At 62.1% G+C, this 22890-nt stretch carries 20 protein-coding genes; 13 read left to right on the top strand and 7 right to left on the bottom strand.

All coding sequences use genetic code 11. The features are described 5' to 3' along the window. Positions 1 to 73 precede the first annotated feature (73 nt). The 3 genes from GT019_RS07150 to GT019_RS07140 form a co-directional block, all read right to left on the bottom strand. Complete coding sequence (locus GT019_RS07150) at positions 74 to 943, bottom strand: aldo/keto reductase (protein ID WP_161742334.1); 870 nt, start codon at positions 941 to 943, stop codon at positions 74 to 76. A gap of 365 nt (positions 944 to 1308) precedes the next feature. Continuing rightward, complete coding sequence (locus GT019_RS31550) at positions 1309 to 1608, bottom strand: hypothetical protein (protein WP_201755273.1); 300 nt, start codon at positions 1606 to 1608, stop codon at positions 1309 to 1311. 159 nt (positions 1609 to 1767) lie between these two features. Continuing rightward, positions 1768 to 2580 (bottom strand): AraC family transcriptional regulator, encoded by an 813-nt coding sequence (locus GT019_RS07140; protein WP_161742332.1) that lies wholly within the window; start codon positions 2578 to 2580, stop codon positions 1768 to 1770. A 193-nt stretch (positions 2581 to 2773) separates the two neighbouring features. Between GT019_RS07140 and GT019_RS07135 the strand changes: the two genes are divergently transcribed. The 7 genes from GT019_RS07135 to GT019_RS07105 all read left to right on the top strand — a co-directional run bounded on the left by GT019_RS07135 (position 2774) and on the right by GT019_RS07105 (position 9704). After that, on the top strand, positions 2774 to 3724 hold the full coding sequence (locus tag GT019_RS07135) for a zinc-dependent alcohol dehydrogenase (RefSeq protein ID WP_161742330.1): 951 nt from the start codon (positions 2774 to 2776) through the stop codon (positions 3722 to 3724). Between the two features lie 28 nt (positions 3725 to 3752). Next, the gene (locus GT019_RS07130; protein ID WP_161742328.1) at positions 3753 to 4754 is read left to right on the top strand and encodes a zinc-binding dehydrogenase; all 1002 of its coding nucleotides are present in this window, start codon (positions 3753 to 3755) and stop codon (positions 4752 to 4754) included. A gap of 223 nt (positions 4755 to 4977) precedes the next feature. Next, positions 4978 to 5619, top strand: a complete 642-nt coding sequence (locus tag GT019_RS07125) for a thioredoxin family protein (RefSeq protein WP_161742326.1) — start codon at positions 4978 to 4980, stop codon at positions 5617 to 5619. Between the two features lie 72 nt (positions 5620 to 5691). Further along, positions 5692 to 6945 (top strand): M20 metallopeptidase family protein, encoded by a 1254-nt coding sequence (locus GT019_RS07120; protein ID WP_235947129.1) that lies wholly within the window; start codon positions 5692 to 5694, stop codon positions 6943 to 6945. 25 nt (positions 6946 to 6970) lie between these two features. After that, positions 6971 to 7519 (top strand): GNAT family N-acetyltransferase, encoded by a 549-nt coding sequence (locus tag GT019_RS07115; RefSeq protein ID WP_161742324.1) that lies wholly within the window; start codon positions 6971 to 6973, stop codon positions 7517 to 7519. Positions 7520 to 7557: 38 nt separating this feature from the next. Further along, positions 7558 to 8631, top strand: coding sequence for an LLM class flavin-dependent oxidoreductase (locus GT019_RS07110; RefSeq protein WP_161742322.1), 1074 nt, complete (start codon positions 7558 to 7560; stop codon positions 8629 to 8631). A 299-nt stretch (positions 8632 to 8930) separates the two neighbouring features. Then, the gene (locus tag GT019_RS07105; RefSeq protein ID WP_161742320.1) at positions 8931 to 9704 is read left to right on the top strand and encodes a transglutaminase domain-containing protein; all 774 of its coding nucleotides are present in this window, start codon (positions 8931 to 8933) and stop codon (positions 9702 to 9704) included. 108 nt (positions 9705 to 9812) lie between these two features. Here GT019_RS07105 and GT019_RS07100 read toward each other — a convergent pair whose 3' ends face one another. Further along, positions 9813 to 10673 carry an AraC family transcriptional regulator gene (locus GT019_RS07100; protein WP_161742318.1) on the bottom strand — a complete coding sequence of 287 codons (861 nt, stop codon included), beginning with the start codon at positions 10671 to 10673 and terminating at the stop codon, positions 9813 to 9815. 129 nt (positions 10674 to 10802) lie between these two features. Between GT019_RS07100 and GT019_RS07095 the strand changes: the two genes are divergently transcribed. Then, positions 10803 to 13205, top strand: a complete 2403-nt coding sequence (locus tag GT019_RS07095) for an alpha-L-rhamnosidase-related protein (protein ID WP_161742316.1) — start codon at positions 10803 to 10805, stop codon at positions 13203 to 13205. A 414-nt stretch (positions 13206 to 13619) separates the two neighbouring features. Here the strand turns inward: GT019_RS07095 and GT019_RS07090 are convergent, their stop codons facing one another. After that, on the bottom strand, positions 13620 to 14780 hold the full coding sequence (locus GT019_RS07090) for a conserved virulence factor C family protein (protein ID WP_161742780.1): 1161 nt from the start codon (positions 14778 to 14780) through the stop codon (positions 13620 to 13622). Between the two features lie 364 nt (positions 14781 to 15144). Here GT019_RS07090 and GT019_RS07085 point away from each other — a divergent pair, with 364 nt between their 5' ends. From GT019_RS07085 to GT019_RS07075, 3 genes are all read left to right on the top strand, one after another. Then, positions 15145 to 16080, top strand: coding sequence for an MBL fold metallo-hydrolase (locus GT019_RS07085; protein WP_161742314.1), 936 nt, complete (start codon positions 15145 to 15147; stop codon positions 16078 to 16080). 66 nt (positions 16081 to 16146) lie between these two features. Next, positions 16147 to 17769, top strand: coding sequence for an ABC-F family ATP-binding cassette domain-containing protein (locus tag GT019_RS07080; protein WP_161742312.1), 1623 nt, complete (start codon positions 16147 to 16149; stop codon positions 17767 to 17769). A 216-nt stretch (positions 17770 to 17985) separates the two neighbouring features. Further along, positions 17986 to 18474, top strand: coding sequence for a zinc ribbon domain-containing protein (locus GT019_RS07075; protein WP_161742310.1), 489 nt, complete (start codon positions 17986 to 17988; stop codon positions 18472 to 18474). A gap of 127 nt (positions 18475 to 18601) precedes the next feature. Here the strand turns inward: GT019_RS07075 and GT019_RS07070 are convergent, their stop codons facing one another. Beyond that, a complete protein-coding gene (locus tag GT019_RS07070; protein ID WP_161742307.1) occupies positions 18602 to 19561 on the bottom strand; it encodes an L-lactate dehydrogenase in 960 nt (319 codons plus the stop codon). 185 nt (positions 19562 to 19746) lie between these two features. Between GT019_RS07070 and GT019_RS07065 the strand changes: the two genes are divergently transcribed. Together GT019_RS07065 and GT019_RS07060 are read left to right on the top strand one after the other, a co-directional pair. Then, positions 19747 to 19983 (top strand): hypothetical protein, encoded by a 237-nt coding sequence (locus GT019_RS07065; protein WP_161742305.1) that lies wholly within the window; start codon positions 19747 to 19749, stop codon positions 19981 to 19983. 347 nt (positions 19984 to 20330) lie between these two features. Next, positions 20331 to 21545: a C40 family peptidase gene (locus tag GT019_RS07060; protein WP_161742304.1), complete on the top strand. Its 1215-nt coding sequence runs from the start codon at positions 20331 to 20333 to the stop codon at positions 21543 to 21545. A 109-nt stretch (positions 21546 to 21654) separates the two neighbouring features. Here the strand turns inward: GT019_RS07060 and GT019_RS07055 are convergent, their stop codons facing one another. Continuing rightward, the gene (locus GT019_RS07055; protein WP_161742302.1) at positions 21655 to 22767 is read right to left on the bottom strand and encodes an MGDG synthase family glycosyltransferase; all 1113 of its coding nucleotides are present in this window, start codon (positions 22765 to 22767) and stop codon (positions 21655 to 21657) included. Positions 22768 to 22890 lie beyond the last annotated feature (123 nt).

The following is a 22890-nucleotide window of genomic DNA, read 5'->3' as shown; positions in this document are numbered from 1 at the left end:
CGGCGAGCCGCGCACACCAAAAAGGCCATCCAGGTCTCGACCTGAATGGCCTTTCGGCAATGCGGGCTTGCGCCTAACCCGCCAAGGCGGACAGCGCGGCGAAGTCTTCGCCGCTGAGCGTGATGCCGGCCGCGGCGATGTTCTCCTCGACGTGCGCCACGCTCGAAGTGCCCGGAATCGGCAGCATGACGGGAGAGCGCTGCAGCAGCCAAGCCAGCGCGATCTGCGACGGCTGGGCGTTGTTCTTCTTCGCGATGGCGTCAAGCGGACCGCCTTCTTTGGCAAGCGCGCCCGTCGCCAGCGGGAACCAGGGAATGAACGCGATATCGTTCGCTTCCGCGTAGTTCAGGACGTCTTCGGAATCGCGCTTCGACAGGTTGTACAAATTTTGCACGGACGCGATCTTCGCGATGGCGCCGGCGGCCTTCAGCTCCTCGACGCTGACCTGGCTCAACCCGATATGGCGGATCTTGCCTTCCTGCTGCAGCAGGGCAAGCTCGCCGATCTGTTCTTCGAGCGGCACCTTCGGATCGATGCGGTGCAGCTGCATAAGATCGATGCGCTCCAAGCCCAGATGGCGCAGGCTCAGCTCCGTCTGCTGGCGCAAATATTCCGGACGGCCGACGGCCCGCCAGTCCCCCGGGCCGGAGCGGGTAAATCCGGCCTTCGTCGCGATGACAAGGTCGTTCTTATAGGGATGGAGCGCTTTGCGCAGCAGCAGGTCCGCGGTAAACGGGCCGTAGGCATCGGCCGTATCGATGAAATTGACGCCGAGCTCGGCGGCCCGCCGCAGCACGCGAACGGCTTCCTCGGGATCTTTCGGATCGCCCCAAACGCCGGGGCCGGTCAGCTGCATGGTGCCGTAGCCAAGCCGATTGACTTGCAGATCGGCGCCGATCGCGTAGGTGCCCGAAGCGGCTGCGGTTTGTTGCGGGGTTGTCATCGTGAATACCTCCGATACGATTATGTATTGATGATATTGCAAGGCGCTGGACTGTCCGGCAGGTGCCGGTGCCAAGATTGTAGATCAGCAAGGAAACAATTGCAAATCGCGCGGAGCGGGCGAAGCGGAACAAGGGCTTGTACGGCTGCGCGGTTTCCGCGGGCAAGCGGCCCGTCATCGCGGAGGGGTTTCCGCCTGCGCCTGCGCGGCTTCCCGGGCGAGCGCCTCGGGCGCGCGGCTCGCTTTCCGCTCAAACGAAAAGCCCGGCACCGTCGGTGCCGGGCTTTTCGCCTGGTAGTTGATGCTGCGTCTAAATTAGAATCGCTGCCTCGTATCCTGCCGGCTGCATGCGGGAGCGCGGATGATCAGCGTTTTTTGGACCGTTTTTTGGAGGAGGTTTTGGAAGACGTTTTGGCGCGTTTGCTGGAAACGCGGACCATGACGTCTTTTTCGGAGTATACGCAGGATTTGTGATAGACCGGGCAGCAGTGATGTTGTTTGACGACCTCTATCGGCTGAATGACGTTGACCAATTGAGGATGGTAGTAGTTTTCATATAATGTGACCGGAGGATCGTATACGGTTTGCGTAGGGCAGTCCGGGCAGAAATTGGCGTCTGCCGCCCCCATGACGTTAGTTGGGTTATAAGGATTCATATAACTCATCTTGTTCATCTCCTCTCTTTCGCTCGATTCCATACATTGTATGTCGAGAGAATTGGAGTTGTCTGTATGGATGCCATGGAAGGACAATGGCCTTCCGGTACGGATGCCGGGCCATGACGCACGCCGGTGAAGTTGCCGGCCGCAGCTGCCGAACGGAGATCAAAGCCGTTTGCTCCGCCGCCACTCGCCCGGCGCCAAGCCGAACCGCCGTTTGAACGAACGGCTGAAATAATGGATGCTCTGAAAGCCGCACGCCTGCGAGACCTCCTGGACGGTCATCTCCGAGCGCAGCAGGTACTCCGAGGCGGCATTCAACCGCAGCTCGTTCAGATAGCCGAACGGCGTCTTGCCGGTCTGCTGCCGGAACAGCCTTACGAGGTAGGAAGGATTGTAGTGGGTATAATCGGCGATGGTTTGCAGCGTGATCGGCTGGGGGAAGACGGATTCCAGGAACCGCAGCGCCTCCGTCACGAGCGCCTCGCTCGAGGAGCGCGAAGGAGCGGGCCGCGCGGCTGCGGCGATGCCGTCGATCAGGAAGAGCAGCTTGCGCAGGTCCGAGAGCAGTGCCTCGAGGAAATTGTCCCAGGGCAGCGCGCCCTCCGCCCGTATCAGCGCGTCGGCCGCTTCGAGCGCCGCCCGCAGCGCGGGGTACGGGCCGGACGTCCAGTCGATGCCGCCTTGAAGACCGTTCCATGCGTAGATGACGTCCACGCCCGGAAGCGGGTCGCCGTCGCCGGCGTGGAATTCCGCGAACCAATAGCGGAGCGCAGGCGAGCGCTGAACGAGCGCGTGCGGCGTATTCGGCAGCAGGACGAACAAGGCCGTGCCGTTGGCCCGGTAGGTCACGCCGGACCATTCCAGATCCGCTTCGCCTTCCAGCACGCACAGCAGCTCGCAGTAGGGATGCACGCCCCCCGCGCGCCCGCCGGCGCCTCCCGCGTTCTCGGCAAAACCGTGTTTTCTGAGCAGCATGTTCTTCACGCTCCCGCACAATGTCAATCCTGTGCAAATGATACTACGGCGACTAGGCTGCGTATAGAGCGAAATCATTGACCCCGCGGAGATCATGGCAATCAAGTGCAAAGACGAATGCACGTGAAAACGCTTATCCTTAGCCTAAAGCCGCCGGCAAGCGAATGGCGGAAGCCGAGGAGATGAACGGAACATGAAAGCCTTGCAAATTCATGGCGCGGGCGCGTACGAGATCGTCGATATTCCCGTGCCGGAGCTCAGAGACGACCAGATCCTGGTCCGGATTACGCTCGTATCGACCTGTCCCCGCTGGGACCTCAGCATGCTCGGCGGCTACGATATGTTCGATGCGGCCCGGCCGCCGGAATATCCGCTGCCGCCGGGCTTTCCCGGACACGAGGCGGTCGGCGTTGTCGAGGCGGTCGGCTCGAGCGTGACGGGCTTCGCGCCGGGAGACCGCGTCGCGGCGCTGGAGCATCTGTCCCCGGGCCAAGGCGCTTACGCGCAGTACATGGCCTATCGGGAGCGGGACCTGCTTAAGCTGCCGGACTCCATTTCCGACAAGAAGGCCGTCTCGTCCGAGCTGCTGAAATGCGTCCTCTACGGCCTGGACCAGTTCAAGGAGCTGCAGGGGAAAACGATGCTGGTCGCCGGCCTCGGCCCCGCCGGAATCCTGGCGATGCAGCTGGCGTCGCTCTGGGGCGCGAAGGTGACGGCCATCGACGTCAATGCCGAACGGGTGCAAGCGGTCCGGTCGCTTGGCATCGGCGAAGCCGTGCTCGCGGAGACGCTCGGGGAGCGGACGTTCGATCTCGGGTACGACTGCGTCGGCGCGGCGGCATCCGCGCAGAACGTGCTCGATCGGACGAACGAGCATGTCGTCGTCTTCGGCGTGCTTCGCGGCAGCTTGACGTACAAGGACCGGCTGTGGTTCAAGGGCGTCACCCTGGAATCGTACAAATACCGCCAGGTCGACGAGCGCACTCGCCGCCTGCTGCTGGATGCGCTGAGCCGGCCTTCGTTCAACACGGAGATCCTGCAGACGCGGCAGATGTCGTTCAAGGATTACGCGGCGGCGGTCGCGCTGCTCAAAGCGCAGCAGGCGGTGAAAATTTGCTTCGATCCGCGGGAAGCGTTCGAATGACGATCGCATGAAGAGGAGGAGAGCAGCGATGAAAGCGGAAGCGGTCGTATTTGAAAATCGGTTGCAGGCAGCCTTCAGGCAGGTAGAGGTGCCCGAACCCCGCGAGCAGGACGTAGTGATCGAGGTGGACTATTCGTGGATCAGCATCGGCACGGAATCGTCCTTCTTCCGCGGCGAGCGCATCTCGGGCGAGGTGCCTTGCCGGCCCGGCGATCCGTGGCCTTTCCCGCAGGTAGCGGGCTATCAGAAGGTCGGCCGAGCGGTGAAGGTCGGCGGCGCAGTCGCGCATGTCAAGCCGGGAGATCGGGTATTCGCGACGGTGAGCCGGATCGAAGGGATGTTCTTCGATTTCGGGGGACACGTCAATCCGGCCGTCACGGACGGAAGCCAGGTATGGAAGTTGCCGGAGACGGACGTGCCGGACATCGCCTATTCGGGTGCCGTGCTGACGCAGGTCGGCTATAACTGCGGCATTCGGCCGCCGGTGGCGCCGGGCGAGATCGCCCTCGTCGTCGGCGACGGGCTGGTCGGACACTGGGCGGCGCAAACGCTGCGGGCGCGCGGCGCGTCCGTGTACATGTTGGGTCGCCGGGAAGAGCGGCTGCGGCTCGCCGAAGCCGGCGGTTATGCGATTCCGCTGAACGGGCGCCTCTCCGACCCGGCGGCCGCGCTGCGCGAAGCCGGCGCAGCCGCGAGCATCGTCGTCGACACGGTCGGCAGCCTCGAGACGTTCCGCTCGCTCCAGCCGCTGATGAAACGCGACAGCCATCTGGTCTCGGCGGGCTACCTCGGCGAGCACGGGGCCGTCGATATCCAGACGCTGCGCGAGCAGGAAATCACGCTGCATGCGCCTTCCGGCTGGACGAAGCCGCGCATGGACGAGACGATCGGCGGCATCGCCGCAGGCCGACTGCGGACGGAGCCGCTCATAACCCACCGCTTTGCGGCGCGCGATGCCGCCAAAGCGTGGGAGTTGATCGCCGCGCCGGGAAGTCCATGTTTGGGCGTCGTGCTGGAGTGGGGCTCCTGATCGAACGATTCGATGCACCGATAGAAAATACTGATTAGACATCGGCGTTCGTAATGGATACGATATCCGTAAAACCCAATGAGATTAATCGGTTTTATCGGGGCCGACTGGATTGCCGGAGGCCGGGACCGCTCGAGCGCGTTTGCTTGAGGACCCGGCTATTTTGCGTGGCAGGCCATACGCCTCGGGCAGTCGAGATTCAGCGAAGAGAGGGTGACGGTACATGGCGGAATTCAAGAACAACCGCATCTCCCAAGCGCGCAGGGAACAGGCGTTTCATGAAGCGGTCGACTTCGAGACCTTCCTGGCGCAGGCGCAGGTCAACCGCGACGCGCTGCAGGATAATTACGAGGCCTATGAGCTGAGCGAGCAGGAACTGGCTTTCTTCGCGGAGCTGCCGGAGCCGGTCGACGTGCTGGCGCTGGCGCATGATTGGTGCGGCGACGTGGCGGCCAACCTGCCCCTGTTCGCGCGCATCGAGCGGGATACGGGCAAGCTCAAGCTGCGCGTCATTCCCCGCGATCCCGGCAACCGGGACATCGCGGAGTCGTATCCGGCCAAGGACGGGCAAAGCCGGATCCCGACCTATGTGTTCTTCAGCCAAGCCGGAGAAGAGCTGGGCCATTTCATCGAGCGGCCGAAGGACATCACGGTTCTGCTGAAGGTCTGGCAGGAGCAGTTCTGGGCGGCCCATGCGGAGCTGAGCGGCCGCGGCAAGCCGATCGGGGAATTGACGGAGGACGTGCGCCGATTGCTTCTGGCGGACCTGAAGAAGCGCCGGTCGACCGTGCAGAGCCTGGAGAAGCGGGCGATACTGGAGCATATCCGCGGCATGCTGGCTGCTCGGACGGAGAAGGCGGTTTAAGGGCTTACGCTCCCCAAGCCGCATGGCCATCGTATAAGCAAACGCCGATCGGAGCAGAAAGGAGGGGTCAGGATGGCGCAGGCATTCGCGGCCATGTTCGAGGACCGGGCGCTGCAGGCCCGGCTGGAACGCTTGGAACGGGAGCTGGAAACCGGGCTGACGCAGCTCCGGCGCGATTTTCACCGGCATCCAGAGACGATGTTCGACGTGGAGCGGACGGCGGCCAAGGTCGCGGGGCAGCTGAGGGCGTACGGCCTGGAGGTGGAGGAGGGCGTCGGCAAGCATTTCGGCAAAGGCGTCGTCGGCACGCTTCGCGGCGGCCGCCCGGGCCGGACGATTCTGCTTCGCGCCGACATGGACGCGCTGCCGATCCGGGAACAGAACGACGTTCCGTACCGTTCGGGAGTGGACGGCGTCATGCACGCCTGCGGACACGACGCGCATATGGCCATGCTGCTCGGCGCGGCGCGCGTGCTGAGCGAATGCCGAAGCGAGCTGGCGGGCACGATCAAGTTCGCGTTCCAGCCGGCGGAGGAAGGCGCGCTCGAAGCCGAGGACGGGAGCATGGTCAGCGGCGGGCGGGACATGATCGAGGCCGGTCTGCTCGACGGCGTCGATCTGTGCTTCGCGCTGCATGCGTGGCCGGAGCTGCCCTTCGGTACCGTCGGCGTTCACCGGGCTTACGCGATGGCCGCGTCCACGCATTTTCGCGTGGCGTTCAAGGGCGTGTCGGGCCATCACGGCACGCCGCATCTGGCGGTGGACGCCCTGCTCATGGCGGCGCAGTTCGTGACGGAGACGAAGGTCGCCATGGCTTCGGAGATCGACCCGCTGGAGCCGGGCGTGCTGTCGTTCGGCACGCTTCGGGCGGGCACCGCGCTGAACGCCATCGCCGAGAGCAGCGAGATCACCGGCTCCTACAGGGTTTTCGAGGAGGCGACCGTTCTCCGCGTCCGGGACGCCATCGAGCGCCGGGCGGCGGCGATCGCCGCTTCGTTCGGGGGCGGCTGCGAGACGCGCTTCCGGCTCGGCACGGCGCTCAAGAACGACGGGAAGGCCGCGGAGCTGGCGCTTGCAGCGGGAGCCGCCGTATTCGGCGCGGAACGGGCCATGCCGCTGGAGCAGCCGAGCCTCGCCGGCGAAGATTTCGCGCTGTATCTGAAGCAGGTGCCCGGCGCCTTCGCGTTCCTCGGCTCGGGTACGGACTCGCATCGGCATCCCCTGCATCACCCGAGGTTCGATATCGACGAGCGGCTGCTGCTGAAGGGAGCGAAGCTCCATGTGCGGTTCGTGCTGGAAGCCTCGAAGCGGTATAATCTAGCTTGAAGACAACGACGAAGAGGTGAAAACGATGGATGTACGGTTCAGATTGGCAACGGAGGCGGACGCGGAGCGGCTGCTTGCGATTACGTACGACGCGTACGTGACGATCCGCGAGCTGGAGCTGCACTGGCCGGCGGCCAATGCGGATTTGGCGTTGATCGAGGACAACGTGCGCAAGAACGACTGCTACGTGCTTGAAGTCGACGGGGATATCAAAGCGACCGTGACGCATTCCAAAGGAAACGAATTAAAGGGCCTGACCGATCTGCCGTTCCTGAAGTGGTTTGCGGTCGATCCGGCGTCGCAAGGGCAGGGCCTCGGAGGGCAGCTGCTGGACTGGGTGGAGCGGACGGTCGCGGAGCAAACGGGCGCGCCCGGCGTGACGCTCGCGACGGCCGAGAAGCATCCGTGGCTGCTGCCGATGTACGAGCGAAGAGGGTACGAGCGGTTCCACGCCTTCGATCCCGGGAACGGAGACGGAATGATGCACCTGCTGCGCAAGACGGTCGTTCCCGACGCTAACCAGCCGCAATCGAACGGGCGGTTAGACGGCCAACCGAATGAGAGGGTCAGATAGAACCCGACAGCCATGAAGAACGGAAGGAGGCGATCGATTTGAAAATCGCCGTGTTCAGCCTGATCATGAACCTGCCCAACGCCGTCACGGGCGAGTCGCTGACTCCGCAAGAGAAATTCGAGCGCGTCCTTCGCCAGGCGGCCATGACGGAGTCGCTCGGGTACGACGCCTACGGCATCGGCGAACGGCACGGCTCGCCGTTCCTGTCGTCGTCGCCTCCGGTCGTGCTGGCCGCGATCGCCGCCCGCACCTCCCGCATCCGGCTCCTCACGACCGTCACGGTGATCAGCGTGCTGGATCCCGTTCGCGTGGCGGAAGATTACGCGACGCTGGATCATTTGTCCGGCGGCCGGCTCGAACTCATCATCGGCAAAGGAAACGATCCCCGCCACTATCCGCTCTTCGGGATCGCCGAGGAAGAGCAGTGGGACTCCATGGCCGAGCGCTACGAGCTGCTTCGCCGGCTATGGCGCGAGGAAGAGGTGAGCTGGGAGGGGCGGTACCGGCCCAAGCTCGATCGGATCACGACGCAGCCGAGGCCGCTGCAGCAGCCGATCCCGGTCTGGCACGGCAGCGCGTCGAGCACGCGGTCGACCGAGCTCGCGGCTAAATTCGGCGAGCCGATTTTCTCGTCGAACGCGTTTCATCACATGTCGAAGTATAAAGCGCTGATCGACCATTACCGGGAGCGCTGGGCGTTCTACGGGAGGGATCCCAAGGATGCGGTCGTTGGCGCGGGAGCAGGCAGCCTGTATATCGCACGTACGCACGAGGAGGCGCTGCGCCGTTATCGTCCTTATTACGAAGCGATGCAGGCGACCGCCGCGGCGCAGCATAACCAGTCGCCGTTCGTCGATCTGGAGGATGCCGTGGCGAACGGTCCCGCGCTGATCGGCAGCGCCGACGGCGTCATCGAGAAGATCCTGGCCTACCGCGAGGCGTTCGGGCACGAGGTGCTCAGCATCAGCGTGGACGGCTTGACCGAGGACGAGCAGGAGGAGCAGCTGGAGCGGTTCGCCGAGGATGTGGCGCCGGTCCTTCGCCGCGAGATCCCGAGCAAGGTTTGGGGGGAGCCGAATCGCGCGGGCAGCCCAGGCAGCCAAGCGATTTAACGAGACGTAACGCGATGCAACGAAAACGATAACGATCGGAAGGATGCCGCCGAAAGCATCCTTTTTTGCCGTTTAGCGCATTTTCAACCGGCGGCTGGAGGTTAATAATCTTGGAAGCGAACGTACAAGCGTCCCTCCCGACGCAGCAATCGGACGACAGGCATCGCCTCCGGCAGTTCTGCAGCCTGGACTAGGATGAACCGGCTCGGTGGTGAAGGGGTCGAATAGCATGTTCAATTGTGCCATATATTGGGTATAATAGAGGGAAAACCGGACATTGGGGAAAAGGAGGGCGCATGATGAAGTGGATCGTTCGAGTCGCGCTGATCGCGGCGGTTATTTTCGTCGGGCTGGGTTCCGAGGATCATCACATCAGCGTGGCGTCCTCCGAACAAACGCTCGACCAGTTGAGCGCATCGATATTCGCGCAGTTGGAACAGCGCAAGACCGAGATCAGCTTCGATTACGTCGGGGACCGCAAGGAACTGTCGGCGAATATCGGAGAGCTGCTCAAGCAAGTCTTCGCCAGAGACGATTACGTGGCGTATAACGTGGACTCCTATCTCTATACGATTCGCACGTGGAGCGCGGCGGCCAAAATCAAACTGACGGTCGCTTACCGCGAAACCGCGGACGAGACGGCGCTCGTGGACGCAAAGCTGAGTCAAGTGCTGCCGGCGATTCTGAAGGACGCCGTAGGCGAGCGGCAGCAGGCGCGGGCCATCCACGACTGGATCGTCACGCACGTCGCGTACGATACGACGCTGCAGCATTACACCGCCTACGACGCGTTGACGACCGGCAGCTCGGTCTGCCAAGGGTATTCGCTTCTGGCGTACCGCATGCTGAAGCTCGCCGGCTTCGAGACGCGGATCGTGGAGGGCAGCGCGGGCGGGAGCAGCCATGTCTGGAATCTCGTGCGGGTGGACGGCCGCTGGCTCCATATGGACGCGACTTGGGACGATCCCGTGCCCGACCGGCCCGGTATAGCGAGCTACGCGTATTTTCTGAAGACGGATGCGCAGATGCGGCAGGATCATGCGTGGACGAATCGATATCCGGCAGCGGGCTGAGCCGATCGCGTACGGCGGCAACGGCCAGCAATGGAGAAACCGCGCGGATAGGCGAGTGGCGCAGGCAGTCTACCGGCGATTCATTACGGCTGTCGCGCGAACCGGGGATCATTCCGGCTGCTCTGGTTCGCCGTGCTGCTCCGCTGCGCCGGCGGCAGCGGCCTTCCGGAACTCGCCCGGCGTCATGCCGAACCGGCGCCGGAACAGCGTGCGGAAATGCTTGCCGTCGGCGAAGCCGCATTCCAGCGCGGCATCCCGGATCGGCAGCTCGCCGGATCGGAGCAGAAGGCTGCTTCGCTCCAGCCGGTACGCGTTGACGAAGCCTGCGAAGCTGTCGTTCGCGCGGCTCCGGAACAGGCGGTTCAGCGTGCTGCGACTGATGCCGAGCTTCGCGGCCGCGTCGTCCAGATTGATTTTATCGCGGTAGTGCAGGTGGACGTATTCGACGGCCTCCTGCAGGAGCCGCGTTTTTTTTCGGCTGCCGTAAGGGCGCTCATCGCGCTGTTCCCCTTGGCGGCCCAATTCCGCGAGGAGCGCGAGCAGGTATCCCCTCAGCTTGGTCAGGTAGGCCGGCTTCTTCTCCCCGTATTCCCGCAGCATGGCTCCCATGAGGTAGTCGATCTCCATCCCGTCGCTCGCGAAATATTTCCGGTCGGAGAGCAGGGAACGCACGTCGAAGTCGATGAATTCGGGCACGAACATGCAGTCGATCCATTCGAAAAACGGCGTGATCGGCTCGAACGAATGCGTATCCCCGGCCTGGATGACGAACGCGTCCCCGGCGCCGGCGAGAAAGGACTTGTCGTTCAGCCGGTGCACCGCCTTGCCGGAACGGATATAGAGCAGCTCCACGAAATCATGCCCGTGCGTTCCGACGGTGCGGTAGATTTCGTTATTCAGCAGATGGATGCGGATTCGCTCGTCCGGATGGATGAGCTGCGCGTGCGTGAACCGTCTTTCCGCTTTCATGCGACCACCTCCGGCAACGGGATCCGATTCACCCCGATTATGAGTCGATAACCCCTCTTCTACTCGTTTTATCTCCCTATAATGAGAATGTCAAGCGTTTTCATATACTCGTGCGGAGGGAAGTGCAGGATGGAACATCGGCATGTTTGGACGGCCTGTTGGATCTGGCCGGATCATCGCGGCGGCGCGGAACGCACACAGCGCAGAACGCTGTTTCGCAAGACGTTCGACAGCAAGGAAGCAGCGGAAGAATTAACGGTCGAAGTGACGGCCGACAGCAAATACCGCCTGTACGTGAACGGGAACTTCGTGCTCCGCGGGCCTTGCAAAGGCGACGATTGGAGCCACTACTACGATACGGTGAATCTGGCGCCCTATCTCCGGAAAGGGCGGAACGTCATAGCGGCGGAGGTCGTGCACTACCCGAGCCTGCTGACCGGTGGCGCGTCGGACGGCGGTCCGCTGTCGGAATGGCGCTCGGATGCCGGCGGATTCTGGCTGCAGGGCGCGCGCAAGGCTAAGGACGGCACGGTGCTGGAGGCGCTGGACACCGACGGCTCTTGGCGGCTTCTTCCATGCGAGGCGGTCGCCGTCCAGAAAGAGACGCATACGCTGTTCGTCGGGGGGACGGAGGAGGTGCAAGGCAGCCTTGTCCCGGCCGGCTGGCGCGAAGCGGATTATGACGACTCGGCGTGGCCCGTCTGCGCCAAGCCGCTGGAGCCGCTCGACCGGCTCTACGGCCAGCTGCTTCCGTGGCAGCTGAAGCCGCGGCCGATCCCGCCGATGCGCGAGACCGATCGGGAGTTCAGCCGGGTGATGCGCGCATTCGGCATTGAAGGGGCGGCGAATGTCGACGCGAACGCGCAGCCGAATGACGTCGGAGGCTTGTTTCCGCTTGAGCTGAAGGCGGGAGAATCCGCCTGGCTGGAGCTGGATGCCGGCGCGCTCACGACCGGCTATCCGCAGCTGCAGGTTTGGGGCGGAACCGGCGGCCGCGTCGAGCTGCTGTACGCCGAGGCCTATGAGTACGGGGAGCAACGGCATAACGGGGGCAATCGGAAAGCCGTCCGCGACGACCCGGAGGGCAAGGCGCTGCACGGCAACGCCGACCGTTATTCGCCGGCCGGGTGGGGCAGCCCCGAGGTTCCGGAAACCTACGAGCCGATGGGGCGCCGGGCGTTTCGTTTCGTCCGGGTCGACATCCGGGCAGGCGACGAGCCGCTCACGCTGGCGCGGCTGAGCTGGCGCGCGACCGGGTATCCGCTGCAGGAGGCCGGCACCGCGCGGAGCTCCGATCCGCAGTCCGAGGCCATGTGGCGCATCAGCCTGAACACGCTGCAAAACTGCATGCAGGATACGTTCGAGGATACGCCTTACTACGAGCAGATGCAGTATATCATGGACGCGAAATCGCAGGCGCTGTTCGCTTACTCGGTCAGCGGGGACGACCGTCTGGGACGCAAGACGATTCATGATTTTCACAGCTCCTTGCTTCCGTCCGGCATGCTGCAGAGCCGGTACCCGTCCGTATCGCGGCAGGTCATCCCGGGCTTCGCGCTGTTTTGGGTGCAGATGGTCCGCGACCATTACGCGCATTTCGGCGACGGTGCGCTGGTGCGCCGGTATTTGCCGACCGTCGACGCGGTGCTGGGCTGGTTCGAGCGTTTGACGGAGGACGGACTCGTCGGTTATATTCCCGAGCCGTACTGGGCCTTCGTCGACTGGGTGGATACGTGGCAATCGACCGCGGGCGCGCCTCCGGCGAGAACGTCCGGCGCGCTCGCCGCGTATAACCTGATGTATGCGGCCTCGCTGAACCAAGGCGCAGAGTTGAACGAGGCGGCGGGCCGCCGGGATACGGCGGCCGAATACCGCGCGCGGGCGCGATCCGTGAACGAAGCGGTTCGCGCCGCCTGCTATGACCGGGAAAGCGGCCTGTTCCGCGACGGACCGACCGTGCCGATGTACAGCCAGCACGCGCAGATCTGGGCGGTACTGGCCGGGGCGGCGGAAGGCGCGGAAGCGACGCGGTTAATGGAACGGATGCTGGCTCGCCCGGATCTGGCGCGCGCGTCCTTTTCCATGAGCCATTTCCTCTTCCGGGCGCTGGCGATGACCGGGCTTTACGGCCGCACGGCGGAATTGTGGCAGCCTTGGAAAGATCAGATCGCGCTCGGCCTTACCGCATGGGTCGAGGATCCCGTCCAGCAGCGCAGCGACTGCCATGGCTGGAGCGCGCTGCCGCTGTACGAGTACCCGGCCGAGACGCTCGGCGTGCAGCCGGAGAAGCCGGGCTTCGCGGCGATCCGCATCGCTCCGAAGCCCGCGGGGCAGGAATGGGCGGAAGGCGTCGTTCCGACGCGTCAAGGCGAGGTTCGCGTGCGCTGGGACATCAAGGACGGCCGCTTCGAGCTGCGGGCGAGCGTTCCGGCAGGCGTCCCGGCCGTTGTCGTGCTGCCGGACGGTACCGCGCGTGAATTCGCCCAACCGGATATCGCGGCGTCGTGTCCGTTGAACGCGGCCGTTGGATGATTTAGAGCGGATGCGGCAGGGCCGAACGAGTTCTTGTTCGCGCGCCGGGTCTCGACCTTGTTGGCTAAATCGCGTCGGCGCGAGAGCGTTTTATGACTCATTTCGCCGGATACCTTTGCCCGTATGTGCCAGCTTGAATCAGGATGTTGAAAACGAACAAGGCCTCCATTTCCGCCGAAATGCGGAATTGGAGGCCTTGTTCGTTGGAAGGGCTTAGCCGATCCTGCGATCGGCGCGGTCGGCGAATCTGCCGAGTACGCAACCAATAGGAGTAACGATGGCCATCCGCCGTGCGTACGGTGTATATGCGTATCAACGGCAAACATTGTTGCGCATACCGTTATTGCGCGTATCGATGGCTCTTTTGCCGGGCGTGAGGTTTTACGCAGGCAACCAAGGCTATCGCCGCGGACGTTACTCCGCGCTTTCGCGGCTGCGGGTCATCTGCTGCCAGACGGAGCCGGCGGCTTCTTCGCCGCGCTGGATGCGCTCCAGCGCGATGCGCGCCTGCAGGCTGACCTCGTATTCCGGGTCGGCCGCGGCTTGCTCGAGCGCCGCGACGGCGGTGTCGTCGCCGGCCTCGTAGAGGAAGCGCGCCGCGCGCCAGCGGACCAGCTTGTTGCGGTCCGCCAGCGCCTGGATCATCGGGCCGATCGCGGCAGGGTCGCCGAGATCGGACAGCGTGTCGCCGGCGGTGCGGCGGACGGATGCCGACGCGTCGCGGAGCGCGGCGAACAGCAGCGGCATCGTCTCCGGCAGGCGCAGCTCGCCGAGGTACACGACGGCCAGCCGCCGGATGGAGGCGTTGTCGTCGGTTATGGCTTTCGCGAGCGACGGCAGCATCGCCGGCTCGGGCGCCGTGCGGTCGAGCGCTTCGTAGCGGACCGACCAGTCGGGGTCCGCCATCCGCTCCGCGAGCTGCTCCGCGGTCAGCGGCGCGGGCCGCACGACGGGCGCGGCCGCGGCGGCGCCTTCCCCGGCGGCGCCGAGCGCGAGCGCCGCCTCGACGAGGGCCTCCAGCCGCTCCTGCGGGTAGGCGGCTTCCAGCTCGCGCACGAGCTCCGCCGCGATCTCCTCCGGCTCGCCGTAGCGGACGCCGAGCTCCTCCAGCTTCCGCTCGCGGATCATCGAAGCGGCGGCGGCGCGGGTGACCGCCTCCGTGAAGGCCGCGGGCATCGCGGCGCGGGATTCGCCGCCCGGCGTGCGCACCCGCACCTGCATCGGGATGCCCCGATACAGCTGCACGAACGCGTGCGCCTCGCCGAAGGCTTCGGCGGCCCCCGGCCCGCCGCCTTCGCCCCCGGCGGCGCCGGCTTCATCGCTCTGCAGCAGCTGCCGCGCCGCGGTCAGGATGCGCTCCCAGTCCGCCCCCGGCTTCCGGTCGAGCGCGATGAAATCCGCCGTGCGGAACAAGCCCCGCACGCCATCGATGGCCAGCAGGCCGCGCAGCGGCTCCGGCGCGCCGGCCGCATCGCCCGGCGCGTAGCTGATGCGCTGCCCCGGCGCGAGTTTATCGTCAACGTTCAGTTTCATCGTATTTGGACTTGGCGTCGGTTCAATGCCGATCAATTTCATTTCGTTTCGCCTCCGGTTCCCCATCATTCGTACGTTACCAGTGTAAACCATCCGGCCCGCCAATCTCAAACCGCAGGGTTTCCGGCGGCGGCGCGATCCGTTCAGTTTCGCCGGCGTGCCCCGTTTTCGCCGCCCCGCGCGCGCAGGATTCGCTTTCCGTTCACCCGAACCGCTCGGTTTCCGCCGATTCGGGGTTTGATTAATGGAATTAACCTTGGTATCTTTGAGATAAAGAGAGCGGTCCGGCGCGCGCCCGAGGCAGTTCAAGCGGCAGCGAAGCGCGACAGGACGCGGGGAGTCGATCGACAGCAGTCGTTGAAAGCAGACGGTAGAAAGCAGACGATAGAAACGGGAGATGTGAGAGATGCGCTACACGAATTTGAATCCGGCCGCCGTGCCCAAGACGTTCCGGGAAGTCCGGCAGTGGCGGAGGGACCGTTCCGGCCGAATGAAGCAGAAGGACTATTCGTATAAAGTTCCGGTCGTCGCCCCCGACCTGGCCTTCCTGCAAGGCAACGCGGGCGAGCCGACGCTGACCTGGATCGGCCACTCGACGTTCCTCGTCCAGCTGGCCGGACTCAACATCGTCACCGATCCGATCTGGGCAGAAAAGCTGGCACACCATACGCGCCTCGTGCCGCCGGGGCTGGCGATCGCGGACGTCCCCCCGATCGACGTCATCCTGATCTCGCATTCGCATTACGATCATTTGAATATCGCGTCGCTGAAGAGACTGACGGGCAGCAAGATGCTTATCGTGCCTATCGGTCTCGCCGACAAGCTGCGGCGCAAGGGCTTCTCCTCCGTCATCGAGCTGGACTGGTGGCAGTCGGCGGTCATCCGCGGCGTGACCTTCACGTTCGTGCCGGCGCAGCATTGGTCGAGACGGACGCTCACCGATACGAATTCCTCCCGGTGGGGCGGGTTCGTCCTGGAGCGCAGCAACGAGCCGACGATCTATTTCGCCGGCGACAGCGGGTACTTCGACGGGTTCAAGCAAATCGGCCAACGGTTCGCGGATATCGACGTGGCGCTCATGCCGATCGGCGCGTACGATCCGGAATGGTTCATGGGCCCGCAGCACGTCACGCCGGAAGAAGCGCTTCAGGCGTTTCGCGACACGGGCGCGCGGCATTTCGTCCCGATGCATTACGGCTCCTACAAACTCGCCGACGATACGCCGCGCGAGGCGCTAGACCGGCTGGAAGCCGAAATCCGCCGCCTGCGCCTCAAGCCCGGGACCGTGCGCGTGCTTCCCCACGGAGAGACGTGGCGGTTAAACAAGGAAGTCAAGCATTAATAGGCGCTTCTATGCTATAATGGAGTGATGATTAAGATTTTTTAGCGAAGGACGGGATACCTGAACATGATCAGTACAAGCGGCATCACGCTTCGATACGGCAAGCGTGCGCTATTCGAAGATGTTAATATTAAATTCAACCCGGGCAACTGCTACGGCCTGATCGGCGCGAACGGCGCGGGCAAGTCGACGTTCCTGAAGATTTTGTCCGGCGAAGTGGAACAGACGAACGGCGAAGTGCATATCACGCCGGGCGAGCGCCTCGCGGTGCTGAAGCAGAACCATTACGAGTACGACGATTTCCTCGTGCTCGAGACGGTCATCATGGGCCATAAGAAGCTCTATGAAGTCATGAAAGAGAAAGACGCGATCTACGCCAAAGCGGAATTCACCGACGAGGACGGCATGCGCGCGGGCGAGCTGGAAGCGGAATTCGCCGACATGAACGGCTGGGAGGCCGAATCCGAAGCGGCCGGCATGCTGAACGGCCTGGGCATTCCGCCGGAGCTGCACGACAAGCGGATGGCGGAGCTGTCCGGCAACGAGAAGGTACGCGTATTGCTCGCGCAAGCGCTCTTCGGCAATCCGCAAATCCTGCTGCTCGATGAGCCTACCAACCATCTCGACATGCAGTCGATCGAATGGCTCGAGAACTTCCTCGGCGGCTACGAAGGCACCGTTATCGTCGTATCCCATGACCGGCATTTCCTGAACCAAGTGTGCACGCATATCGCGGATATCGATTTCGGCAAGATCCAGATGTACGTCGGCAACTACGACTTCTGGTACGAATCCAGCCAATTGGCGCTTACGCTCATGCGCGACGCCAACAAGAAGAAGGAAGACAAGATCAAGGAGCTGCAGGCGTTCATCCAGCGCTTCAGCGCCAACAAATCCAAATCCAAGCAGGCGACTTCCCGGAAGAAGCTGCTCGATAAAATCTCGCTCGACGACATTCGTCCGTCGAACCGCAAATATCCGTTCATCAACTTCAAGCCGGAGCGCGAAGCGGGCAAGCAATTGCTCTTGACGGACGGCCTGTCGAAGTCGATCGACGGCGTGAAGCTCATCGACAACCTGACGATCGCGATCAACAAAGGCGACAAAATCGCGCTCGTCGGACCGAACACGCTGCCGAAGACGATCCTGTTCCAATTGCTGACGGGCGAGCTGGAAGCCGACGCGGGCACGTACCAATGGGGCGTGACGACGACGCAGGCGTATTTCCCGAAAGACAATTCGCAATACTTCGACGGCGTGGAGCTGAACCTGGTCGACTGGCTGCGCCAATATTCCAAGGACCAGGACGAAAGCTTCATCCGCGGCTTCCTCGGCCGGATGCTCTTCTCCGGCGACGAAGCGCTGAAGAAGGCGAGCGTCCTCTCCGGGGGCGAGAAAGTGCGCTGCATGCTGTCCAAGATGATGCTCTCCGGCTCCAACGTGCTGCTGCTCGACGAACCGACGAACCATTTGGATCTCGAGTCCATCACGGCGCTCAACAACGGATTGATCGATTTCGACGGCACGATGATCTTCACGTCGCATGACCATCAGTTCGTGCAGACGATCGCGAACCGCATCATCGAGATCACGCCGAGCGGCATCATCGACCGGATCATGACGTACGACGAATACCTCGAGAGCGCGGAAGTCAAAGCGCTGCGCGAGCGTATGTACCCGGCTGAATAAAGACTGGCACGAACATCGGCAAGAGGCCGTACTCCCCGCGAGTACGGCCTTTTTTGTTGTTCTCGGTCCTTCGGCCGCTTCATACGCTAGATAGAGAGCATGCGCTTCGAATGACCTAGGCCGCGCCGGAGAAAGTTGCGTGATTCGGCAGGCCGGATATGGTAAAATAAGCGAAAGCGACAAAGCTAGACGAATTTATAAAGGAGTCGATTTATTATGTCCTTTTTCGATAAAGTCAAGCAGGGAGCATCGGATGCGGCCAAGAAAGCGCAGCAGACCGTGGAAATCACGAAGCTGAAAGCCCAAATCTCCGGCAAGGAGAAAGACATCGAGAAGCTCTGCTTGCAGATCGGCGAGGCGGTTTACCGCGGCCATCAAGCGGGAGACATCTCCTCCACCGAGCAAGAGGTGCTGGATTGCTGCCGCGAAGCCGACGAGCTGCACGGAGAAATCAAGGTGCTCGAAGAGCGGATCAAGGTGACCCGCAACGAGAAAACCTGTACCTGCGGCAAGGTCGTCGCCCTCGACGCCCGCTTCTGTCCGGATTGCGGCGCCGCGCTGGCCGAAGACCCCAAGGTCGAGACGACGATCGGCGAGATCGTCGTGATCTGCAATCAATGCCACACGGAGAACGAGCTGAACGCGAAGTTCTGCGTATCCTGCGGATCGGGATTGAACAGCACGGCCGCCGAGCACACGTATTGAGGCGTGCGGGCTGCGGCATTGCATAACTGATGCAAGCAAGCGCATTTATCGATTCTCTCCGCTGCACGAAGCAATCTTGGCCGCATGGCGCGCCGGGATTGCTTTTTTGCGTTAGCCGGCGACAGCCTTACGCGGGAGGAAGCGGCAGGCTCGCGATGGCCTGCCGGATAACGGCGGCGGACTGGGCAAGCTGCTCCTGTTCGAAGGGCGACAGGTTCAGCTCCACGATTTCCCGCATGCCGGACCGGGTGATGATGGCCGGCACCCCGAGGCATAGATCCGCGTAGCCGTACTCGCCGTCGAGAATGGCGGACACGGCGATGATCTTATGATCGTCGTTCAGCACGGAACGGATGATATACGCGAGCGCGTTGCCGATGCCGTAGTACGTCGAGCCTTTCACCTTATAGATTTCAAGTCCCGTTTCCTTCGTCTGGCGGGCGATGTCGTCCAGCTTCAGATGGCCGAAGCGGGCGGGATGCTGCGCGAGAATGTCGAGCAGCGGCTTTCCGCCGATCGTGACATGGGACCAGACGGGAAATTGGGAATCGCCGTGCTCGCCGAGCACGTAGCCGCTCACGCTGCGCGGATCGACGGGAAGGTAGTAGGAGAGCAGCGTCTTCAGCCGCGAGGTGTCGATCGAGGTGCCGGAGCCGATCACTTGGCTGCGGGGCAGTCCCGACAGGCGCCAGACCGCGTAGGTGACGATATCGACCGGGTTGGAGGCGACGAGCAGGATGCCGGCGAAGCCGCTCGCCATGATTTGACCGACCAAGGGTTCATGAATCTCGTAGGCGGATTCCAGCACCTCCAGCCGGCTCTGGATATTTTTCGGCCGGATGCCGACGCAGAGCACGACGACGTCCGCATCGCCGCATTGGGCAAAGGTGCCCGGGGTGATTTTCGTGCGCGCATGCACGAAATCCATGCAATGCGACAGATCGAGCGCCTGCGCGTAAGCGCGCTCGGGCGTGCGGTCGACGAGCATGATTTCGTCGCAGACCGCTTGATTGATCAGGGAATACGCGCAAGTGGAACCTACGTACCCGACGCCGACGATGACGACCTTTCGCACTTTGCTTCCCATGGCGAACAAATCCCTTCGATGTGAGATGTACTTCCATTGTATGGCCGATAAATGCCGATATTCGCTTTGTTCCGCGCGCAAGCGTTTACCAGGGGCAAATGCTGATTCATTTTGGTGCTTGAATGGGTAATGTTGGGATATATATAATAATGGGCTTGCGAATACTTAATTGGGAGGCGTTTACCATGCTGGTACCCGTGGAATCCAAGCAAATCGCGTTCTGCTCGTACAATGAGGATGAATCTTCCTTGTATCTGTATTACCATACGGGCGATGTGGCCATTTTCTCGTCGATCGGCAAGAAGGACTACCAGTCCGTAATCGATTCCCCGAACCGGTACGACACGCTGATGAACATCATGAAGAAATGCCAGCACGAGGAGCAGTTGCACGGCCTGTTCCCGGAATATGAACAAAAGTAGGCGGGAAAGCGCACTTGGCATTATTTACATGCAACATTTCGGCCAGGCGCCGTTTAGGGCTTAAGATGCTGTCTTAGGACCTGATGTTAACATTTTGTGGAGCTTATCCATCCAGCGAATACGTGCATTTCATCGGACGGCGTCCCAATACGGGGCGTCTTTTTTGATGGAAGCACAACCAATTCATGGTCCGATTGGACTACGGTGGATTTCGACAAATGAGACGGGCGGACGATATGGTCCTTTTGGAGGGTTCCGTACAATGAAGACAGCAAGCAGTTGCGAGCTTTCCACACGACTTAGAACGAGAGAGGAAGATCAACATCAAGAAGAGTACAGCAGCGCTATTGACCTTTGTCTTGGGCGCTTCATTAATGCTGCCGGCTGCGGCTTCCGCGGCAACGTCGGCGGCAACGACCGTCGGGGAAATCCAATCCAGCGTCAGCTTCCGCAGTCTTCCTTCCACATCGTCCACCGTTAACCGGTATCTCAAAAAAGGCGAGCAGGTTGTCATTTTAGAGCAAGTCAATTCCTATTGGTATCGCGTGCAGGACGTTAACGGCGCGATCGGCTACATCTCCACGGACGACAAATACGTCGAAATCGTAAGCGGCGGCAATGAAGGCGCCACTTCCGGCAACGCGACGATCGTGGCTTCCGTCTCGTTCCGGACGGGCCCGTCCACCGACGCCGCAAGAATCCGTTACCTGTCCAAAGGCGAAACGGTGACCATCACGGGTCAACCGAACAGCTATTGGTATGCGATCACGGCATCCGACGGCACCAAGGGCTACGTCAGCACCGACAGCCAGTATATCTCGGCAAACGCGGGCGGCTCCGATCCGTCGGGCGGCTCCGGCTCCGCGCAGGGCAACGCGACGATCGTCGCTTCCGTCTCGTTCCGGACGGGCCCATCGACCGACGCCGCGAGAATCCGCTACCTCTCCAAAGGCGAAACGGTGACCATCACGGGTCAACCGAACAGTTATTGGTATGCGATTAAAGCAAACGACGGCACGACGGGCTATGTCAGCACCGACAGCAAATACATAACGGTCAACGGCGGCGGCTCCGCGCCTGGCGGCAACCCGCCCGGCGGCTCGAATCCCGGCAGCGGCGATCATGCCGCGCTGGTCGAGCGCGTCATCGCCGCGGGCATGAAATACTGGGGAACGCCGTATGAGTTCGGCTCCGACCGCGACACCACGACGACCTTCGACTGCTCCGACTTCGTCCGCACCGCGTTCCGCGAGGGCGCAAGCCTGATTTTGCCGTCGGACTCGCGCCAGCAAGGCGATTACGTCCGCAATCGCGGCAACGTCAAGACGGATTGGCATCAACTGCAGCGCGGCGACCTGATGTTCTTCATGGATTACCACGGCACGAAGGCGTCCGATTACGCCGGCATCAACAAAGCGACGGCGAGAATCACGCATGTCGGCATCTACCTCGGCGACGGCCAGATCCTCCAAACCTATTCCACGGAATCGGGCGGCGTCCGCACGAACGTCATCTCCGGCCATTGGGATTACCGCTTCTTGTTCGGCGGAAGCGTGCTGTAGGGCTGTATTAGCTATATTATATGTAGGGAAGTTTTAAACGGAGCAAGGCAGAACGGGGAGATCCGAACGGATCTTCCTTTTTTGTCGTTCGGAAAGCAAAAAAAAGCCGTCACTGCATAAGCTGCAGGACGACGCGGGAACATTCCATGGGGTTGTATTGCTGATTGCGTTTATGCATGAGGTCGCTCCGGTATTTCACGGACGAGGGTTCTTGAATCTGCTCGAACCATTTGTCGATCGTGCCGGTCGATTCCAGCATCTCGCCGAATCCGCTGGCAACGAAATATTCGCAGTTGACTTCCTCTTGGCCGGGGATCGGCTCGTAGAAGAGCATCGGGATGCCTTTGCTGAGGCCTTCCGTGCAGGTCATGCCGCCCGGCTTCGTAATGAGCAGGTCGGACACGTCCATCAGCTTGTTGATTTCCTTCGTGAAGCCGAGCACTTTAATGTTGGGGTGCTGGTAATCGGGGTCGGCGAGCATCCGCTCGCGGACCTTCTCGTTGTTGCCGACGCAATAGATCAGCTGCACGCGATCCCGCCAGCGCGTCATGTAGCTGAGCAGGTCGTCGCTGTACATGATGCCCCAGCCGCCGCCCATGATCAGCACCGTCGGAATCGGTTTCAAATCGAACTGCGCCTGCAGCTCGGATTTGTCGTGCGTCTGCCAGAAGTTCGGATGGACGGGAATGCCCGTCACCTGGATGCGGCTCGCGGAGATGCCGCGGTCGGTCAGCTTTTTCTTGACCTCGACCGTCGAGACCAGGTATTTGTTGACCTCGGAGCTTGTCCACGTGCCGTGCGCGTCGTAATCCGTGATGAGCGTGTAGAGCGGGGTGCTCAGGCCCAGCCGCTTCAAGCGGGAGACGACCGCATTCGGAACGGGATGCGTGCATACGATCAGATCGGGCTTCAATTGCGAGATGACCTGCGACGTATGGGTATAAAATAAGCGATGAAGCGCAAGCTGCGTGAACCGGTTCAGCGACTTTTTGTATTGTCTGCGGTAAACCATGCCAAGCAGCTTCGGCTGTTTCGTAACGGTTCTGCGATAGGCGGACACGATAAGCGGACCGATGACCGGGTTCAGAAAATTGCCCAGTTCGATCACGCGCGTCTGTATGGAAGGATCGAGCGAACGCAGCCCGACGGCCAGCGCGTAAGCGGCCTGGGTATGTCCGGAGCCGAAACCTTCGGAAAGCAGCAACACTCGTTTTTTATGCATAATCTCACCTGCTTCTCGTACCTGATCAGATCATTCATGATAACTCTCTTTATCATATTACGACGGGCAGACGGCAAGCACAAGGTTCGAATTGAGACTTGCGTATGATTGCGAGGATAAATT

The organism is Paenibacillus glycinis, from assembly GCF_009909185.1.
GTDB lineage: Bacteria > Bacillota > Bacilli > Paenibacillales > Paenibacillaceae > Paenibacillus_Z > Paenibacillus_Z glycinis.
Note: the sequence above shows the minus strand (reverse complement) of the source record. Positions and strands in the feature narration are given on the sequence as shown.

Coding starts and splice junctions, on each gene's coding strand:
- GT019_RS07150 (WP_161742334.1), bottom strand. CDS start 943: ATGACAACCCCGCAACAAACCGCAGCCGCTTCGGGCACCTACGCGATC.
- GT019_RS31550 (WP_201755273.1), bottom strand. CDS start 1,608: ATGAGTTATATGAATCCTTATAACCCAACTAACGTCATGGGGGCGGCA.
- GT019_RS07140 (WP_161742332.1), bottom strand. CDS start 2,580: ATGCTGCTCAGAAAACACGGTTTTGCCGAGAACGCGGGAGGCGCCGGC.
- GT019_RS07135 (WP_161742330.1), top strand. CDS start 2,774: ATGAAAGCCTTGCAAATTCATGGCGCGGGCGCGTACGAGATCGTCGAT.
- GT019_RS07130 (WP_161742328.1), top strand. CDS start 3,753: ATGAAAGCGGAAGCGGTCGTATTTGAAAATCGGTTGCAGGCAGCCTTC.
- GT019_RS07125 (WP_161742326.1), top strand. CDS start 4,978: ATGGCGGAATTCAAGAACAACCGCATCTCCCAAGCGCGCAGGGAACAG.
- GT019_RS07120 (WP_235947129.1), top strand. CDS start 5,692: ATGGCGCAGGCATTCGCGGCCATGTTCGAGGACCGGGCGCTGCAGGCC.
- GT019_RS07115 (WP_161742324.1), top strand. CDS start 6,971: ATGGATGTACGGTTCAGATTGGCAACGGAGGCGGACGCGGAGCGGCTG.
- GT019_RS07105 (WP_161742320.1), top strand. CDS start 8,931: ATGAAGTGGATCGTTCGAGTCGCGCTGATCGCGGCGGTTATTTTCGTC.
- GT019_RS07100 (WP_161742318.1), bottom strand. CDS start 10,673: ATGAAAGCGGAAAGACGGTTCACGCACGCGCAGCTCATCCATCCGGAC.
- GT019_RS07095 (WP_161742316.1), top strand. CDS start 10,803: ATGGAACATCGGCATGTTTGGACGGCCTGTTGGATCTGGCCGGATCAT.
- GT019_RS07090 (WP_161742780.1), bottom strand. CDS start 14,780: ATGAAATTGATCGGCATTGAACCGACGCCAAGTCCAAATACGATGAAA.
- GT019_RS07085 (WP_161742314.1), top strand. CDS start 15,145: ATGCGCTACACGAATTTGAATCCGGCCGCCGTGCCCAAGACGTTCCGG.
- GT019_RS07080 (WP_161742312.1), top strand. CDS start 16,147: ATGATCAGTACAAGCGGCATCACGCTTCGATACGGCAAGCGTGCGCTA.
- GT019_RS07075 (WP_161742310.1), top strand. CDS start 17,986: ATGTCCTTTTTCGATAAAGTCAAGCAGGGAGCATCGGATGCGGCCAAG.
- GT019_RS07070 (WP_161742307.1), bottom strand. CDS start 19,561: ATGGGAAGCAAAGTGCGAAAGGTCGTCATCGTCGGCGTCGGGTACGTA.
- GT019_RS07065 (WP_161742305.1), top strand. CDS start 19,747: ATGCTGGTACCCGTGGAATCCAAGCAAATCGCGTTCTGCTCGTACAAT.
- GT019_RS07055 (WP_161742302.1), bottom strand. CDS start 22,767: ATGCATAAAAAACGAGTGTTGCTGCTTTCCGAAGGTTTCGGCTCCGGA.